The sequence below is a fragment of the Nocardia sp. NPDC057227 genome (assembly GCF_042669725.1).
In the GTDB taxonomy this organism is placed as follows: domain Bacteria; phylum Actinomycetota; class Actinomycetes; order Mycobacteriales; family Mycobacteriaceae; genus Nocardia; species Nocardia asteroides_A.
On record NZ_JBHUXA010000038.1, the window covers coordinates 45,343 to 61,703 of the forward strand.

General features: G+C 69.7%; 14 protein-coding genes. All 14 read left to right on the forward strand.

All coding sequences use genetic code 11. The features are described 5' to 3' along the window. The first annotated feature begins 5 nt into the window (after nt 1-5). The 14 genes from ACFUJ1_RS32840 to ACFUJ1_RS32905 all read left to right on the forward strand — a co-directional run bounded on the left by ACFUJ1_RS32840 (nt 6) and on the right by ACFUJ1_RS32905 (nt 16,245). Nucleotides 6-389: a hypothetical protein gene (locus ACFUJ1_RS32840; protein ID WP_378651204.1), complete on the forward strand. Its 384-nt coding sequence runs from the start codon at nt 6-8 to the stop codon at nt 387-389. Between the two features lie 69 nt (nt 390-458). Then, nucleotides 459-1,097 (forward strand): hypothetical protein, encoded by a 639-nt coding sequence (locus ACFUJ1_RS32845; protein ID WP_378651205.1) that lies wholly within the window; start codon nt 459-461, stop codon nt 1,095-1,097. A 129-nt stretch (nt 1,098-1,226) separates the two neighbouring features. After that, nucleotides 1,227-1,472: a hypothetical protein gene (locus tag ACFUJ1_RS32850; RefSeq protein ID WP_378651206.1), complete on the forward strand. Its 246-nt coding sequence runs from the start codon at nt 1,227-1,229 to the stop codon at nt 1,470-1,472. 113 nt (nt 1,473-1,585) lie between these two features. Continuing rightward, entirely contained in the window at nt 1,586-3,262 is a 1,677-nt protein-coding gene (locus ACFUJ1_RS32855; RefSeq protein ID WP_378651207.1) for a ParB/RepB/Spo0J family partition protein, read from the forward strand. 149 nt (nt 3,263-3,411) lie between these two features. Continuing rightward, the gene (locus ACFUJ1_RS32860) at nt 3,412-3,669 is read left to right on the forward strand and encodes a hypothetical protein (RefSeq protein WP_378651208.1); all 258 of its coding nucleotides are present in this window, start codon (nt 3,412-3,414) and stop codon (nt 3,667-3,669) included. Nucleotides 3,670-3,694: 25 nt separating this feature from the next. Further along, a complete protein-coding gene (locus ACFUJ1_RS32865; protein WP_378651209.1) occupies nt 3,695-4,855 on the forward strand; it encodes a DUF4192 domain-containing protein in 1,161 nt (386 codons plus the stop codon). A gap of 4 nt (nt 4,856-4,859) precedes the next feature. Next, a complete protein-coding gene (locus ACFUJ1_RS32870) occupies nt 4,860-5,492 on the forward strand; it encodes a hypothetical protein (protein ID WP_378651210.1) in 633 nt (210 codons plus the stop codon). 229 nt (nt 5,493-5,721) lie between these two features. Then, on the forward strand, nt 5,722-6,951 hold the full coding sequence (locus ACFUJ1_RS32875) for a tyrosine-type recombinase/integrase (protein ID WP_378651211.1): 1,230 nt from the start codon (nt 5,722-5,724) through the stop codon (nt 6,949-6,951). Beyond that, nucleotides 6,948-9,224 (forward strand): tyrosine-type recombinase/integrase, encoded by a 2,277-nt coding sequence (locus tag ACFUJ1_RS32880; RefSeq protein ID WP_378651212.1) that lies wholly within the window; start codon nt 6,948-6,950, stop codon nt 9,222-9,224. The genes ACFUJ1_RS32875 and ACFUJ1_RS32880 overlap by 4 nt, the downstream gene beginning before the upstream one ends. 34 nt (nt 9,225-9,258) lie before the next feature. Next, complete coding sequence (gene ssb / locus ACFUJ1_RS32885) at nt 9,259-9,681, forward strand: single-stranded DNA-binding protein (protein ID WP_378651213.1); 423 nt, start codon at nt 9,259-9,261, stop codon at nt 9,679-9,681. A gap of 255 nt (nt 9,682-9,936) precedes the next feature. Beyond that, entirely contained in the window at nt 9,937-10,356 is a 420-nt protein-coding gene (locus ACFUJ1_RS32890; protein WP_378651214.1) for a hypothetical protein, read from the forward strand. Next, on the forward strand, nt 10,353-13,529 hold the full coding sequence (locus tag ACFUJ1_RS32895; protein ID WP_378651215.1) for a hypothetical protein: 3,177 nt from the start codon (nt 10,353-10,355) through the stop codon (nt 13,527-13,529). The genes ACFUJ1_RS32890 and ACFUJ1_RS32895 overlap by 4 nt, the downstream gene beginning before the upstream one ends. A 195-nt stretch (nt 13,530-13,724) precedes the next feature. Further along, on the forward strand, nt 13,725-14,174 hold the full coding sequence (ssb, locus tag ACFUJ1_RS32900) for a single-stranded DNA-binding protein (RefSeq protein WP_378651216.1): 450 nt from the start codon (nt 13,725-13,727) through the stop codon (nt 14,172-14,174). A gap of 487 nt (nt 14,175-14,661) precedes the next feature. Beyond that, nucleotides 14,662-16,245, forward strand: a complete 1,584-nt coding sequence (locus tag ACFUJ1_RS32905; RefSeq protein ID WP_378651217.1) for a hypothetical protein — start codon at nt 14,662-14,664, stop codon at nt 16,243-16,245. Nucleotides 16,246-16,361 lie beyond the last annotated feature (116 nt).

Sequence of the window (16,361 nt, forward strand, 5' to 3'; positions counted from 1 at the left end):
CCTTCATGCCCGATCAGCTGTTCCGTTCTCCGGCGGCGCCGCCCGCAGCCACCGGCAACCCAGCGCTGCGGTTCGTTCGCCGCCTGCTTCCCGATCGGAGCACCGGCTCGCCGGTGACGGCACCGGCCGCGGCCGGGACCACCGCCCCCGGCGCGCCGATGGCGGTATCGGTGCTCGGTGCCGAGCTGCACCGGCTGAGCCACGCGGGCAGCCCGGCCACGATTCACACCCATAGCGGAAATCCGCACCCGCAGATGCGGGTCGAAGCCGTGCACCGCCGCTACGCGCGCCTTGCCGATGCCGGTGGGCACCAACTGCTGATGCCGCGGGCGTTCATGCACACCGTTGAGCCCTCGGCTGGCGGTGCGGCCGGTGGCCGCGGTGACTGACGAATCCGCTGCGTCCTACCTCGGGCAGCAAGCACGCCCACCGTCACCCCGCGTCCGGAAGGAATCGCGATGTCCACGACCGACCGAGCCGCTCACCACACGGCCACTCTCCGCGCCTCGTCGTCAGCGGGAATCCTCCGCCGCGTTGCCGTCCTGGACGAGCTGTTCGCAGGAGCGCTCGGCGGGATCTTCGAGCGGATGGAGTGGGCCGAGGAGGAGATCGTAGCGGCCCGCGCCCGCAATCCCCGGCGTGCCGATCGGATCCATCACAGCTTCTGCCTGCTCAACTCCCACCACGACCGCATGGCCACCGAGTTCGTCTACCGATCACACTGCCGAGAACTGCTCGACCGAGTCGCCACCGACCAGGACACCCGTCCCGCGACCGCCGCCGAGATCTGCTGCGCCATGCTGCAGATCAGTCTGTTCAGCCCACTGCGATCCTCCGCCGCCAGCCTTTACTTCCGTATGTGGCAAGCCGCCGGATTCCCCGAGATCCCGGAGATCACCGCGGCCAGCAGCAATCACGAGGCCCTGGAGAAGGACCGCATCGACGACCACGAACACTTCGCCCGCCGCAAGCTCGCTGTCCTGGACCGGCAACTCGGCGAAATCGTCTGCGCCGGTCAGCATCACGGTGAATCGGTCGACTGCACCTACTCTTCCCAGCCCCGCCAACCGGGCATGAGCGCTGCAAACTCGGCCTGATCCCCGAGCCCTTGCTCACCGCTCGGTGGCGGCCCGAGAACACCACTCGCTCACCGCGCGGCGACGTGCCCGGCAACCCCGCACGCTGCATCCCCGCGCCCACCCGAAGTCAACTCCAGGGAGTTCGTCATGTCCGCACCCGTACAGAACCTCACGCCCCTGTCTCGCACCGAGTTCACCCAGCTTAAAAACCAGGGTGCCGCTGGCGCCACCGCCGCGCTCGGTGAGGACACCGTGGCCGAGCGGTGGCGCGCCGCGCACACCGGCTGGCGCGGCCGGCACTGGGCCTTCCTCGCCGACGAGCACGGCGTACAGCGCCTGCACCCGATCAACGTCACCCGCGTCAACCGCTCGCAGGCCGCCACCGCCGCCTGAGAACCATCTCCGCCCGGAGAGGTTCCCGGCCGACCCGGCACTGCCACTTCTCGACACGGCCGCATCACCGACCTGGCGGTGCGGCCGTCCCCATTCCCTGACCAGGAGGCTCTGTGTCCACCACCGCGCTCACCATCGTCACCGACACCCCCGACACCGACACCGATTCCAACGACTCCGCGGTCACCGCCGCCGCGCCCGACTCCGACAGCACCCCTGTCACCGCCACGCCGGTGCGGGAGGCGGCCGAGCGGCTGGATCCGAATGATCTGGTGATCGCGGAGAACGTCCGCGTCAGCTTCGACCTCGACGATCACACCACCGATGCCGACTCGATCCGCACCTTCGGCGTGCGCGATCCGATCCTGGCCGAGCGCCAGCCCGACGGCAGCATCCACGTCATCAACGGGCAGATGCGCACCCTCATCGCCCGCGCGGTCGGACTCACGAGCGTGCCGGTCTGGGTGACCAACGCCGACACCGGTATCGATGACACCGAGCGCCGCATCGAGCGCACCCTGGTCCAGATCAACCTGAACGACCGCCGGACCCCGCTCACCGACGCCGACCGCGCCGCAGGCGTCGCGCTCATGCTCGACCTCGGCGCGACCCCCACTCGCGTCGCGGAAGGTCTGCAGCGCAAACGTTCCGAGATCCGAGCAGCCGCCGCGGTCGGGCGCTCGGCCACCGCACGCGGGCTGCTGAACTCCGGGCAGCACACCCTCGAACAGCTCGCCGTCATCGCCGACTACGAAGCCGCCGGCGACACCGACGCCGTGCACGCGCTCACCACCGCCGCGCACTACCAATTCGGGTACCAGGCCCGCCGCCTCGCCGCCGAGCGCGCCGAGACCCGCGCGCGCCTGCACGCCGCCCTGCCCTACGCCGCCTACGGATTCGGGATCCTGACCAGCGAACCCGACACCCGCAGCACCAAGGCAGCGTTCATCCCGGCCTCCGAGCTCACCACCAGCGAGGACCCGGTCGGCGAGGAACAGATCTATGCCGACCCGGCCCGCTGGGTGGTCTTCCTCCAGCGGGAGGAGGCCGCGCTGCTCGTCGACACCGACACCGGGGCCGACATCGAGCCCGCGACCGTGGACTGGGACACCGAGCACGACCCCGATACCACCCCGGCCGAGGGTTTGCGCCACGCGAGCACGGTCGCGTGGCGGGATCGGTGGACACCGGAGTTCTTCCTGCTCGTCGAGCAACTCGGCGACAGCGGGCTCTCCCTCGCCGCGGCATCGGAGGCGGCGGACGATCAGGTCCGCGCCGAGGCCGCGGCGGCGGCTGCTGCGCGGGAGCAGGCTCGTCAGGACAACCGGCGGGTGCGCCAGCTCAACCTGCGCGGGGTCGCGGCCAAGGAGCGACGTCAGGAGTTCCTGCGCGAGTACCTGCAGCGGCGCACCCCGCCCGCCCAGGCGGCCGGGTTCGTGGCCACCTACCTCGCCGAGGAGCTCGACGCGGCGGCGCTGCGGGAGGTGACCACGGCGCTCGGCGTGGACGGGTCGCGGCAGGCGTTGCTCGACACGATCGAGGCCGCGCCGGTGAACCGGACCTGGGTGATCGTGCTGGCGATGGTGCTCGCCACCCGCGAGGCCCCGATCGACAAGAGCTTCTGGCGGGTTCGCTCCGCCGCGATGACCCGCTATCTGCACCTGCTCGCCGAGCTCGCCGACGGTCTGCCCGCCGACAGCTCGATCGAGTTCGCGCTCACCGACGTCGACCGGGCCGCCGCCGGCGACGTCGACTACCGCGAGATCGACATCGACACCCTCGCGGCCTGAACAACAGCACCAGCAAGGCCGGGCGCGCGGCCCCCATACCCCGATGGGCGCGCGCCCGCCCCCTGTGGCCGCACCCCCCCCACCCCCCCCCCACCGCCCCGGGGCCGCGGCGGTTCTGCTCGTCACCACGCACCCGAAGGAGTCCATCGATGACCTACCCCGATCTGGGCAGCGTCCTGCTCCGCGTCCAAACCCGGGACGGACGGCGGGTCAGCCTCAGCACCGACGGCGCCCGTATCCGCATCCGGGTCCACAAGTCCATGCCCGCCGGCACTCCCGAGTGGTGGCTCGACTTCGAACCCGACGACGCCGACGTTCTCGCCGCCGCGCTGGCCACCCGTCACCACCCCCGCTGTACCCGCGGGCTGGCCCGCCGGCGCGCCGCACGCCGCGCCCGCCGCACCTGACCACCCTGCCGGAAGGAGTCCGTCGATGAACACCACTGATCAACCGCGCTGGAACGACAGGCAGACCGCCTACCTCGCCGATCCCGGCGCGCTGCTGGCCTCGGTCCCGGCCATGATCGGCTTCACCCCGGAACGCTCCCTGGTGATCGCGGTCCTGCGCGAACCCACCACCAGCACCTCACCGCCAGCGACGAACGGGGTGGCGCGCGTCGATGCGGTGGTCCGCTTCGAGCTGAACACCCCCGACGGCCACCCGGTGCCTGCCGACCTCGTCGCCGAGTGCATCACCGGCATCGACGGCCCGGGCCGGATCACGCAGATCATCGCCGTTGTCGTCGACGACCACACCGACCCGGTATCCGGACGGAATCGATGGCGGCCTCTGGTGACTGCGCTGGCCGGCCACTTCGAGACCGCGGGCACCGTGCTGGGCGCCGCCTACCTCCTGCCAGGCCTCGCAGCCGGCACCCCGTGGACCGATCTGCTCGATCCCGACCGTGCCGGGGCACTGGCCGATCCCGCTGACTCCCCGGTGGCGTTCGGGCACGTCCTAGCCGGAGTCCCCTTGCGCGGGTCCCGCGACGAGCTCACCGCTCTCATCGCCCTCGACCCGGAACTAGAGGCGGCGGTCGAGCACGAACTGACGCGAGCGAGCGGCGAAACCCACCAGCGATACATCGACGCCGCCTTGCATGGCACCGCGATCGACGCCGCCCGCGGCGAAGCCGAGTTCGTGCTCGCGCTGATCGACACGATGCGATCCGGTAGCGAGCCTTCACCTGACCAGCTGGCCCGTGTCGCAGTGGCGCTGCGCGACCGTGCGGTGCGCGATGTCATGTTCGCCCTCCCCGCCGCAATCCGCGCGCACACCGCCGAACGGCTCTGGACCCTGCTCACCCGCGCCACCACCGGCGCCGAGCGCGCGGACGCGGCGACTCTGCTCGGGTTCACCGCCTACCTGCGCGGAGATGGCCCATTCGCCGGGATCGCTTTCGATGCCGCGATCGACGCCCTGCCCGGGCACCCAATGGCGGTCCTGCTCGAGACCGCGCTGCGCTCCGGCACGCGTCCCACCCAGCTGCGCCGCCTGATCCGAACCGGTCACGAATCCGCCACCGACCTCGGCCTGGACCTCGACGACCAGGAACACCCAGCAACAGGACCCGGCCCGGCAGACCCTCACTAGCCGGGTGCTGTACCTCGCCAATCCCAACAGCGAGGCAGCACGCGCGGCGATGACGGCCGGGTCGCTCGGATGTCTGGACACCCCGCGCCAGAGCCAGCTACCCGACACGGTCACGTGGGCGGCAGACAACGGATGCTTCGCCGCCGGGACCGAATTCGACATCGACCGCTGGTTCGGGTGGCTGGAACGCCGCGCAGCGCATGCACCACGCTGTCTGTTCGCTACCGCACCCGACATCCTCGCCGACGCGGCCGCGACCATCACCCGGTCGTCGCACTGGCTCGCGCGCATTCGCGACCTCGGCTACCTCACCGCCCTCGTCGCCCAGGACGGGCTCGAACACCTCGACATCCCATGGCGCGACTTCGACGTGCTGTTCATCGGCGGCACCACCAGCTGGAAACTCGGCCCGGCGGCCGCCGACCTCATCGCCGAAGCCCAGCGCCGTGACCGCTGGGTGCACATGGGCCGGGTGAACACCCGTCGGCGGCTGCGCTACGCCCACGCCCTCGGTGTCGACTCCGTGGACGGCACCTGCCTCACCTACGCCCCCGACGTCAACCTGCACCGGCTGCTGAGCTGGCTCGCCGAGATCGAGCACCAGCCTGCCCTCTTCTCCCTCGCCACCGCCGGCTGACGCCACGGACCGCAAGGACTCGATCGCGCGCCGGACCACCCAACCCTCAACCAGAGGTTTATCCCCAGCCTTCTCCACACCTGTGAAAGGAGCCCGATATGCCCGGTGACACCTCCCTGACGGCGATAGGTCATGTTGACTGCACTAACTCATCGATCTGATCGAATATTGTTGCAGTACCTGCTGTTTCGGGCGCCAAGCGGCTGTGGCAGGTTCTTCGCTCGTGTCTATGGAGCGTTGGACTCTGCCCGAGGGTCGTGATGTGTCGGGTCTGGTTGTGCCGCAGATTGGTTCGGTGTTGGCGAACGGTGATCGTGGCGAGCCAGCGCGCCTAGTGGATGCCGCCGGTGCCACCGATGAGCACGTGGCGCAGTTCGTGCGGCATCTGGTGGCGTGTGACTACAGCCCGGCGACGGTGCGGTCCTATCTGCTGAGCCTGCTGCGATGGCTGCGGTTCCTGTCCGCGGTCGAGGTCGGCTGGGATCAGGCCGCTCGCCACGATGTGCGCGATTTCGTGTTGTGGCTCCGCTCGGCGCCGAATCCGCAGCGGCGGACACAGCGTGTCGATGGCAGTATCGCGGGGTCGGTGAATCCGGTGACCGGGAAGGCAAGTCTGTCGCTGGGGTATGCCAGCGCGACGATCAACCATTCGCTGTCGGCTGTGCGGATGTTCTACGACTACCACCTGCTCACCGGGGCAGGTCCGGTGGTGAACCCGGTCCCCCAGCAGCGTGCCCGGGTCGGTGCCGACCGTCCGGGGTCGCATCGCAGCCCGATGGAACCGCCGTCGGCGGGTGGGCGGGCACCGTATCGGCAGCGGGCGCAGGTCAAGGCCCCGCGGGCATTGCCCGATGCGGTGTTCAACGAGTTCTTCGCGGTCCTGCCGAGCAACCGGGATCGCGCGATCGTCGCGCTGGGAGCTGGTGCCGGGCCGCGCGCCAGTGAGCTGCTGGGGATGCGGATCGCCGATCTCGACGTCGGGCGGGGCTTGGTCGCGCTGGTCGGCAAAGGTCACGGCGAGCGAGAATGGATTCCGGCGCCGCCGGATGCGTTCTTGTGGCTTGCGGCGTATCTGGCCGAGCTCGGCGACATCGACCTCGCGCCTGAATCGCTGGTGTGGTGGACGGTGCGGGGGCGGCAGCGACCGTTGACGTACTGGGCGCTGCGCCAGGTCCTGGGTCGCGCCAATGCGCACCTGGGCGCGAACGTGACCTTCCACGATCTGCGCCATACCTACGCGATGCGGCTGCTCGATGATCCGAACCTGCTGATCACCGACGTCCAGCGGCTGATGCGTCACCGGTCGCTGACCTCGACCCAGATCTACGCTCGCGCTCGTATCGATGATCTCGTGGCCAAGATGCGCGAGCACTACGCCCGCCCCGCTCCCGCCGCACCGTCGCCGGATCCCGGCTACGACCCCGCGGCCATGGCGGTGCTGTTCCCGGGCATGCAGTGACCGGCCCGCTTTCGTTCTACGAGCACCCGATCACCTCCGCGCACCGCGCCGAGCTGTGGAACCAGGCATTGGAGCTGCTCTCGGCGCGGCTGCCGCCGAGCCTGAGCCGGCTGGATCCAGTGACCCGCTACACCCGGGCGCTGCAGGATTGGTTCGACTGGATCGACACGATCCCGGGCGCGACCTATCAGGCCCGCTGGATCGCCAGCGGCGCCGACACCGACGCGGCGACCTGGCTCGACGCGCGCTCAGCCAACCACCACGAGCGCGACCGCTTCGCCCGCGCGCTGGAGGCCATGATCGTCTGCGGGGCGATCCGGCCCGGTTACCGGTTCCTGCTCACCCTGCGCAGCAAGCGGCTGTGGGCCACCTGGCGCGAGGAACACGAGACCACAGTGTTCGCCGAGCTGGCCCGCCACGCCGAAGAGCTCGCGCGTTCACACTGGGCGGTGGGTGCGACGCTGCTCGACTTCGTCCGGATCTGCATCCGCACCGGCAAACCGCTGGCGGCGTTGACCGTCGAGGATCTACTCGACTACCGGGCCGCGGTGATCGAGGTGAAGGGCCCGAACAACTCGATCTCGTGCGCGAGCGCCTACCACTGCGGCCGCGCGGCCGGGCTCTTCACCGACGGGCCCGCGGAGTTCACCGCGGTGCTGACCGCCACCCAGCGCAGCCCCGCCGAGATCGTGAACCAGTATCCGATCACCAACCCCGCGATGCGGATCCTGCTGCGCGAGTATCTGACCGAGCGGCGCCCGGACATGGACTACGTCTCCTTCAGCCAGCTCGCCCACCGGCTGTGTCAGCTGTTCTGGTGCGACATCGAAGCCCACCACCCCGACATCGCCGACCACCGCCTGGACCGCGCGGTGATCGAGGCGTGGAAGCAACGGCTGATGACTCTGCCCGACGGAGCACTACGCAAGCGCCCCGGCGAAATCCTGCTGGCGGTGCGCTGCTTCTACCTCGACCTCAACCACTGGGCCAACGACGCCCCGCACCGCTGGGCCCAGTGGGCGGCACCGAGCCCGGTCACCCGCCAGGACGCCCGGGTCAACCCCCGCGAGCGCCGCCGCGAAACCGCGCGGATCCACGCCCGCACCCGCGAGCTCGCACCCCAGCTCCCGAAGCTGATCGCCTCCACCCGCCGCCACCTCGACCACTGCACCGAACTGCTCCGCCTGGCCCGCGCCACCGAACCCGGCGCGAGCTTCACCCTCGACGACCACCTCTACTCCCGCCCGACCGAGCGGCCCGGTTCGGCCCGGCGACCGGCGCTACGCGCCGAAGACGAATCGCTGCTGGCCCCGCACAGCCTCGAGCATCAGGCGTTCTGGTGCTGGGCGATGGTGGAGGTACTGCGCCACACAGGGATCCGAATCGAGGAGCTGCTCGAGCTGACCCACCACTCGATCCAGCCCTACCGCCAACCCGGCGGCACGATCGTCCCGTTGCTGCAGATCGCACCGTCCAAGACCGACGCCGAGCGCGTCATCCCCGCCGGCCCCGAACTGGCCTCGGTGCTCGCACAGATCATCGCCCGCATCACCACCACCGATGGCGCGATCCCGATCGTGATCCGCCACGACGAGCACGAACGGTGCTGGAGCGAGCCGATGCCGTACCTGTTCCAGTACCGCCTGGCCTGGCGGGCGCGGGCATTCAACTCCACCACCCTGCGCGAATACCTCGCCACCGCCCTCACCCGAGCCGGCTTCCGGGCCCGGCTCACCCCGCACGACTTCCGGCGACTGTTCGCCACCGACGCCGTCAACGGCGGGCTACCCGTCCACATCGCCGCCCAGCTACTCGGCCACCACAACCTCGACACCACCATGGGCTACACCGCCATCTACCCCGACGAGGTCTTCACCCGCTACCAGCAATTCCTCACCCGCCGCCGCGCCGAACGCCCCACCGAGGAATACCGCACCCCCACCACAGCCGAACTGGCCGGCTTCGCCTCCCACTTCGGCGCCCGACGAATCGAGCTCGGCAACTGCGTGCGCCCCTACTCCACCCCCTGCGTCCACGAACATGCCTGCCTACGCTGCCCGTTTCAGCAGATCGACCCCGACCAGCTCCCGCGCCTGGAACAAATCCGCGCCGACATCACCGTCCGTATCGACACCGCCCGGACCCGGCAATGGCTCGGCGACATCGATCAGCTCAGCACCACGCTGACCCATCTCGACGCCAAACGCGACCAACTGCTGACCCTGCTCGCTCATCCCGGGCCGGCCCTCACCCTGCCCGCACCGACCACCTGAAACGACATCTGCTCGCCCCGAACAGGAGACGACCATGGCTACCGGCCCCTCGATCACCGTCCACGGAAACCTCACCGCCCCGCCCGAACTGCGCTTCACTGCTGAAGGCACCGCTTTCGCGACCATGACCGTCGCTTCCACCCCCCGCTACTACGACCGCACCACCAGGGAATGGAAAGACGGCAATGCCCTGTTCCTGCGATGCCACGCCTGGCGCGCCCTCGCCGTAAACGCCGCCGAAAGCCTCGATCGCGGCTCCCGCGTCATCGTCACCGGACGACTCACCCAACGCAACTACCAAACCCGTGACGGCGACAACCGCACCACCGTTGAACTCGACCTCGACGACATCGGCTCATCCCTGCTGATGGCCACCGCCACCCTCACCCGCACCAGTGGCCGCACTACCGGCCCTGGCGGCCCCACCAGCGTCGGCGCCGATCACCAGGCAGACTGAGTACACCGAATACCAGCCAACCGCCCGCCGCACTCACCAACCTCTCCAGCTCCTGGCGCCACGCGCTAATGTGACCCGCGCCGCCGCCCCAGCTCCGGTTGCACCACGGGAGGGCAGATAGCAACGGCTTCCCGCAGCGGAGGCGCATCTGCAGCCTGCCAACGCCTGACAGGGTCAGGCGAAACCGACGACAGCGCCAACTGTCAGCTGTTCGACCGACACGTGCCGGACGAGATTCGATGCGATAATGGCGCCATGTCAGGCAAGGCGTGGGGTTGGGCGCTTTTCGCCCTCGGAGTAGTAACTGTCGGTGCGGGCACGGGGCTTTTTGTGTGGCTGGGACTGAGCAAAGGCGACCAGCTCGCCAGCATACTCAGCTTGTTCGTCGGCATCGCGGGGCTGGCAGCCTCGATAGCCGGCCTCGTCCTGGCACGCAAACCATCAGCAGTGCAGGCGATCACCGGATCCAGCATCAGCGGTAACGCCGAAGTCGTGCGTAACGTCGGCGGCAACTACACGCTGCGCCGCGCACCGTCCACCGCCGCGGCGCCGGTCCCCGGCACGACTTCCACGACGGCTCCGGTCGCGGCCGAGCAAACGATCACCGGCTCCGGAATCGGCGGCTCGGCACGCATCGTCGATGGCGTCACCGGCAACGTCGATATCAACGAGTGAAGTTCTTCGGCAAGCGCCGCCCTGGCTCGGCCGACCAGACCATCACCTCCAGCACCATCGGTGGACACGCGCTGGCGATCAGCGACGTGGCCGGTGACGTGCGGATCGGCCTCGACGACCGCCACTACCCATATTGGCTGCGCCCGTTCCCGCCATCGCAACAGCTCACGCGCCAGGACGCCGCCGCCCAGCCGGCGCTGGCACTGCATCCCCGCTACGCCGTCGTGCCACTGGTGGGCCGCGACACCGAACTCACCGACCTACAGCAATGGCTCGACACCCCGACCCCGTTGTCGGTCAGACTCGTCCACGCCGAAGGCGGCTACGGCAAGACCCGGGTAGCCGAACAACTGCGCCGAACCGTGCACGCGACCGAATGGATCGCCCAACGCGCAGTCCCCACAGTCGGCGATGTCGACAGATCGGCCACCATCACCCTGCCCAACGGTCGCGGTTTGCTCCTGATCGCCGATGACGCCCACCGCTGGTCCCGCGCGACCTTGGATAGCCTGGCGGTCAATCTCCATGCCTTCACCGAGCGCACCCCCGGCGTCCGGGTCCGGCTGCTGCTGCTGGCTCGCACGACCGAACCCTGGTGGCCGGTGCTGGCCACCACCCTTCGGGACTGGGGAGTCCCCGAATCGGTGATGCCGCTGACCTCGCTGAACATCAGCCTCGGCCGCAACTCCGTCTTCGATACAGCGATCACCGCGTTCCGCGCCGCTCTGCGCCCACCACCCCCGCCTCAGCTACGGCCTCCCGACCCCTCCTACTACCGGGTCGCGCTGAATCTGGACCAGCCTCGCTTCGCGTCCGTGCTCGCGCTGCACATGACCGCGCTGGCCATCGTCCACGCCCTGCCCGAAAGGGCCGACCCCGGCAGCGTCTCGACCTACCTGCTCGATAACGAACACACCGAATGGACCAGACGCTTCGATGCCAGCGATGTCGCCACCGAGCCCCGAACCATGCAGCGACTGGTCTACCTCGCCACCCTCACTCGCGGACTACCCCGAGCACACGCACGCCAACTGCTCATCACCACCGGCCTGGCCGCCGACCACGTCACCGCCACCACACTCATCGACGACCACGCCCGCCTCTACCCAGCGACCGAAACCGTCCTGAACCCCTTGCGCCCGGACATGCTCGGCGAAGACTTCCTCGCCCACTTGACACCCGGGCCAGCCGCCGCCACACCATCGGCCAGGTCCGACGACTGGGTGATCGAAGCTACCTTCCGTGCGCTCGACCATCCGCCGGGTGAAGCACCACCTACGTGGACGCGAGCGATCCTGTCCACCCTCATCGATGCCGCAAGCCGGTGGCCACATCTCGCCGTCGCGGTCCTATACCCGGTGCTCGAACGCGACCCGGCTCTTACCACACATGCCGACCTGGTCACCCTCGCGCGCCTCTCCCAGCTTCCGGATATCTCGCATGCCACCCTGCAGGCTCTCTACCACTACTTGTCTGCGGAATCCAATCGCGAAGCCGTGCTCGACGCGCTCGAGCTCGCGCTCCTCCCGATCCGCATCAACACCACCACCGACCCGCTCCAGCGAGCCGAGCTCTACCTCACCTACTGCCGACGCCTGCGCCGTGCAGGACGCCATCAACACGCCTATCTGGCAGCCGAACACGCTGTTACGTGCTACCGCGAACTCACCATCCATGAGCACACCCACCACTCCGACCTCGCCGACGCGCTGGACACCCTAGCCCGCCAACTCGGACTTGCTGGGCGTCAGCAGCAGGCGATCGCGCCCGCCACCGAATCGGTCCATATCTACCGCCAGCTCACCATCACCGACCCCGGCACCCACCAGCACAACCTCGCCCACGCGCTGAACACCCTGGCCCTCCGGCTCGCCCATGCCGGGTACCACCAGCAGTCGATCGAACCCGCCACCGAATCGGTCCATATCTACCGCCAGCTCACCGCCACCGACCCTGATGCCCACCGGCACAGTCTCGCGGCCGCGCTGAGCACCCTGGCTCAACGGCTCGGCCCAGCCGGGCGTCAGCAGCAGGCGATCGCGCCCGCTACCGAATCGGTCCATATCTACCGCCAGCTCACCACCACTGACCCCGGCACCCACCAGCACAACCTCGCCGATGCACTAACCGCTCTAGCCAAGCAGCTCGGCAAAGCCGGGCACCACCAGCAGGGGTTCGAGCCCGCTACCGAAGCGGTCCAGATCCACCGTCAGCTCATTGCCACCGACCCTGATGCCAACCAGCATTGTCTCGCCACCGCACTGGACACCCTAGCTTCCCGGCTCGAGGACGCCGGGGAATACCAGCAGGCGATCGAATCCGCCACCGAATCAGTCCAGATCCGCCGCCAGCTCACCGCCACCGACCCCGACGCCTACAGGGGCTACCTCGCCGACGCGCTGGATGCGCTGGCTCGCCGGCTCGGCCAAGACGGGAAATTCCAGCAGGCGATCGAATCCGCCACCGAATCGGTCCAGATCCGCCGCCAGCTCACCGCCACCGACCCTGATGCCCACCGGCACAGTCTCGCGGACGCGCTGAACACCCTAGCCTTCTGGCTCGGCAAAGCCAGGTTCCACCAGCAGGCGATCGAATCCGCCACGGAATCAGTCCGGATCTACCGCCAGCTCACCACCACCGACCCCGACACCCACCAGGACAACCTCGCCCACGCACTGAACACCCTGGCCCTCTGGCTCGGCAAAGCTGAGCACCACCAGCAGTCGATCGAAACCGCCACCGAATCGGTCCGAATCTATCGCCAGCTCAAGACCACCGATCCCAACGCCTACCAGCGCTACCTGGCCGACGCGCTGCACATCCTGGCCCGACAGCTCGGCCAAGCCGGTCGATGGGGAGAGGCGGTGCCGTCCATGCTGGAATCGGTCGATCTATACCGCCAGATAGTACTAGTAGATGACTCCGCCCCCTCACAATTTTTCCTCGCTCAATCTCTCGTGGGATTAGCAGAGATTTCGGCAGCAACGAGGACACAGCTACACCGTGGTCTTGCGGCCGCCACCGAAGCAGTTGCTCTGCTCGAACCGCTCGTCGAGCAAGCACCCAACCGATACCAGCCGCTCCTCGTACACGCTCGTCGGTACCGCGGGCAATTGCTCGAACGAGAAGCCGTCGACTCGCACAACGACGGCCCAACGGCCGCAGAAGAGTGATCACTCGACATCGAAGCTCAGCCTCCGCGGCTGCGGGCCAGTCCCCGCCTTGGAAGCCGACCAGGTCGGCTTCGCCACCGACGCTGAAGAACTGACGAGGGCCGGAACCGCACCGCCACCGAACTCGAAGCCGACAACATAAGCCCATCCTTCAGACGTGTCAGTCGCCAGTGGCTCAAACCGCTCCACCTCCTAATGCAGATAAGCAATCTCGTGGACGACCCCTCCCTGCGATTCACCCCGCAGGGGCACGCGGTGGCCGAGTTCACCGTGGCCTCCACCCCGCGCTACTTCGACCGCCGCGCCAACGACTGGCGCGACGCCGAGCCGCTGTTCCTGCGCTGTGTCATCTGGCGCGACGCCGCGGAGAACCTCGCCGAATCGGTAGGTCGGGGGGCGCGGGTCATCGTCACCGGGCGGCTGCGCCAACGCCGGTGGAAGACCGACGACGGCCAGGACCGCACCACCACCGAACTCGAGGTCGACGAGGTAGGTCCCTCGCTTCGCCGGGCCACCGCCAAAGTCACCCGCACCACGCCACGCGGTGGCAGCGCCCGCGACTTCGTCAACTCCGGTGCCAGTGGCGAGGAGGCGTGGACCGGACAGGCAGCGAGCAGCAGCGCTGGAGCCGATTCCGGCTTCTGAATCCGGTTCTCGAGAGAGAGGAACCCAGACCCGGTTTGGCTGCGCGCCACTTCGGGCTGCGTCCGCTCGCCGTGTCGATGTCGTGACCCGGGGCAGCTGGTGCGGGGTCGTGCGGAGCCGTGGCCGGATCGGAGTGAGCGGGTGCTGTCGGGTCGGTGGGGAGGGCTGATCGTCCGGCCATCTGCCCCGCCTTCCCGAGTGCTACCAGCGCGGTCCCCCGCCACGGCTCCGGGCCCGCGCCCGGCCCCCACCGAATCCGCACCCGCGCGGCGACACAGCCACCCGCACCGGTCGAGTAGGTCATGCGCAGCGGATTCGGCGACGGCCTTCCGGCGCGTTCCCTCCCGCCGCGTCGGGCGCCCGCACCGGTCGGTCGCACTCAGGCGGGTCAGACGACCGGCCGCCCAGCCCCGCGCCGGGGTGCGTACTGCTGTGCGCGTTCCGGTGCGGGGCTTCGGCATTCCCCCATCCCAGAACAGGAATCGCGATGACCGCTGTCCTCAACACCCCCGACCCCACCGCCACCGATACCGATACCGGCGCGGTGTCGTCGGCGTTCGCCGACGCGCTCTGCGAGATCGAGTACCTCCTCGACACCGACCCCGCCCGCGCACGCCAGCGCTGGGCTCAAGTACTGGAACTGGCCAAGCCCGCCGAGCGGGAGTTCCTCGACCGCGCCGCCGAACTCTTCACCCGCGTGCCGTTCAAGACCGCCGCGCGTCGACTCGGGTGGATGGCCAAGAGCCGCCCCGAACTCCGCGAGCTGGTGATCGAGCTGACCGCGGACTCCGAGCCGGGGCTGTATCGGCCGCTGCTGCCCCAGCAGGCCGACACCTCGATCGAGGCAGCCGAGTGGGTGCGGCGCTCCATCCGCGACCAGCGTGGGCGCGACCGGCTCACCGCGACCCCGTCGAAGGCGACCGACGACGCCCGCCTCACCGCCGCCGCGATCACCGCACGCCGCGACCGCATCCCTGCCCCGGACTCCGGCACGGTGAGCTTGCGCCATCGTGCCCGCGACCGCCGTGTCACCGAGCGGCAAGCGACACTGTGGGCCGGCTACGCGGCTGAGCGGCTCTACGCCATCGACACCGAGCCCGACATCGACCGCACCCCGCCGGTGGGTGAGCCACGCAAGCGCGCGCACCAGGTGTGGGCGCACGTGCAAGCCGAGCTGTGGGAGCGCAGCTACTTCCTGCACACCGTCGCCAACTACACCGACACCGACCGAGACCTCCTCGACGCTGGCACCACATCGGGAACCCGCCGGAACGCGCCGGGCGGACGCCTTACCGAGCTCGACGCCCGAGCCAGCGCCTTCCTCGCCGAACACGACACCGCCCCCGACAGCGAGGGTGACCGGCCGCGGCGCAGTCGGCGCCCGCGCGCGCAGCGCACACCCTGGGTGCGGCAGGCGGACCAGATCCGTTTCGCCCAGCGACGCACCGGGCTCGCCGTGCCGAGCGACTACGACGAGCGGCGCCCCTACGGCGAGATCGACGAGCCCGAGGACACCTGGCAGGGCTCCGGGCTGGACTACGACCGCGCCGCGCTGCTCGGCTACCTCGGCTGGCCGTGCGTGGGCTGCTGGATCGACCGGCCCGTCATCGACCGCACCACCGTCCACCATCGTGACGGGGCGCCGGTCAGCGACGACGGGCTCTGCGACGTCTGCCGCGCCGACGGCCACCCCGGGATCCCACCGCTGCGCGGCGACTGGCGGCTCGGTGACTTCGTCGAGTCCCGCTGTGACCACATCGCCACCGCGCACCCGCGCCAAGTTCGCGCGATCCTCGACCGCATCCGCGCCGCCGCCGCCGGCAACGGCCCGACCTGGCGGCTCATCGCCCGGTGGATGGCGATGAACCTCGACCAGCCCGCGCGCCCGGCACGCACGCGCACCGGCAACGCACCGCGCCGAGCTCGGCACGCGAGCGCGCTCGGCGCCGGGCAGCGCACCGGCCGCTGCGACGCCTGCGCCCGCAACGGCATCATCCACGCCGACGGCTACTGCACCCCCTGCCGGATCATCCTCGGCCTCGTCCCCGCTCGCCCTCGGAAGGCGGCCTGACGCTCCTCCGCTCCTCCGGCCCGCCGCGGTGTCGACCTCCCGCGGCGGGCCGGACCACCACCCGTGGGGGGGGGGGCCCCCCGCAGCCCCCCCCCCCCCCCCCCCCCCCCCCCCCA